The 1,524-nt window shown below is 69.2% G+C and carries 1 protein-coding gene and 2 pseudogenes; 1 reads left to right on the top strand and 2 read right to left on the bottom strand.

From position 1 onward, the window contains the following. Together ABZ281_RS49020 and ABZ281_RS49015 are read right to left on the bottom strand one after the other, a co-directional pair. A pseudogene (locus ABZ281_RS49020) lies at positions 1-378 on the bottom strand (integrase); the annotation flags it as partial. Continuing rightward, on the bottom strand, positions 375-1,127 hold the full coding sequence (locus ABZ281_RS49015) for a TnsA-like heteromeric transposase endonuclease subunit (protein ID WP_356665293.1): 753 nt from the start codon (positions 1,125-1,127) through the stop codon (positions 375-377). The pseudogene ABZ281_RS49020 and the gene ABZ281_RS49015, both read right to left, overlap by 4 nt. A 196-nt stretch (positions 1,128-1,323) precedes the next feature. On the opposite strand from ABZ281_RS49015, the pseudogene ABZ281_RS49010 reads away from it, so the two are divergent. After that, positions 1,324-1,524: pseudogene (locus ABZ281_RS49010) on the top strand (PadR family transcriptional regulator); the annotation flags it as partial.

Raw genomic sequence — 1,524 nt, 5'->3', positions numbered from 1 at the left:
CTCGGCGATCGCCCCTCGCATGGCGTCCACTACGGCCGGATCGACCTGGCGGAAGGCCTGCATCTGCTTGGCCGACCGGCCATCCGCCAGCCCGACCAGCCCATCCCGCTGATAGCGCTGCCGCCGCTGCTTGACGCCGCTGGCGGACACCCGGTGCCCGGCTGCCGTCAGCTCGGCCGCCTTGGCCCGCTCGCGCTGTGCCAGCGAGCACTGTCTGGGATCGAACTCTGGCCGAGGCGTCGCCCCCTCCGGAGCATCCGGCGGCAGTCCGTGCAGGACCTCCAGGATGTGCCCCTCCCACCAGCGGGCCTGTTCAGCGGCAGCCTCCGGGAACTCCGCAATTCGGGACGCCGGCGGCACCCGCCTCTTCCCGGTCACCGGTCAACTCCACTCGTCAACTGCACGATCGTGCGCGGTCCCAGCAACTCGGCAGGCATGTCCTCGGCGATCAGCACCTGAAGCCAGAGGAGGTGGAATAACACCGGCAGCGTCGACAGCCGGTCCCCGGCCGCGTCCGCTCCAGCCATGAGCGGTCCTGGGTTTGTGAAGACCTCCCGGAGCCGGGCGGCCGCCGGTTCGCGCAGACACCGCGGGTGCCGGTAGCGCGACAGCCACCGGACATTCGCGAGCAGCACCGCGTCTGGCACCCCCAGTCGCTCGAATCTCCACCCGGCCTGGAGACAGACTCGGCGCGTCACCTCAAACGCTTCGGCGTCCTTCGGCTCGATTCGCTCGTCCGCACGCACATCGACGACCAACGCCGAGCCGTCCATGCGGCGCACAAAGTAATCCGGGGCGTGCCGACGCTCCCGGTCACCGTCATGCCAGTGCAACCAGAACGGCTGCGAGCTGATGCCCACCACGTTGGGATCGAAGTCCATCAGCAGCAGCCGGTCCCGCTCCAGCCACGACTCGAAGCCGACGTGCCGCCCGGTCGTCGCCGCCCAGTACCAGCCCGGGAAGTGACGCTCACCGCGCGACCAGCGAAACGTACGAACCGGATCGACATCCTCGAACCGGCCCATCACACAGTCCCGCAGCGGACGCCGACGACACCCGTGTACCGCGTCGACGTACGACAACTCGATGCACGGCCATGCCTGATCCACCCCAGCCGGTACAGCCATCCAGCACCCCCAGCGCGCTCAGTCGCGCGACTAGGTTCGCTGAGACAGAAGCCCGAACGACTCGGTTCGTTGAGAAGACGACTCGATTGAGTGAGACGGGACACGGGCGTCACGGGCAGAGCCTTGCCAGTCGAGCGTTACCGATATATCGTTGAAGCATCGCGACAGATCAACGATGGAATGGAGAGTGGTTGTGATGCGTACCCACGGATTCGAGCGTGGACATGGACACGGCGGCCCGCACCGCGGTCGGGGTGGCTTCGAAGGGCTGCGTGCGGCCTTCGGTCCCTTCGGGCCGGGCGGGCCGGGCGGTCCGGGGGGCCCCGGCTGGGGCGGGCCCGGTGGACCGGGCTACGCCCCGGGCCCCAGGGGCGGACCAGCGCGCGGCGGACCATGG

Origin of the sequence: Streptomyces sp. NPDC006265 (genome assembly GCF_040613555.1) — a bacterium.
Classification (GTDB): domain Bacteria; phylum Actinomycetota; class Actinomycetes; order Streptomycetales; family Streptomycetaceae; genus Streptomyces.
This window is presented reverse-complemented; position numbering and strand designations above follow the sequence as displayed.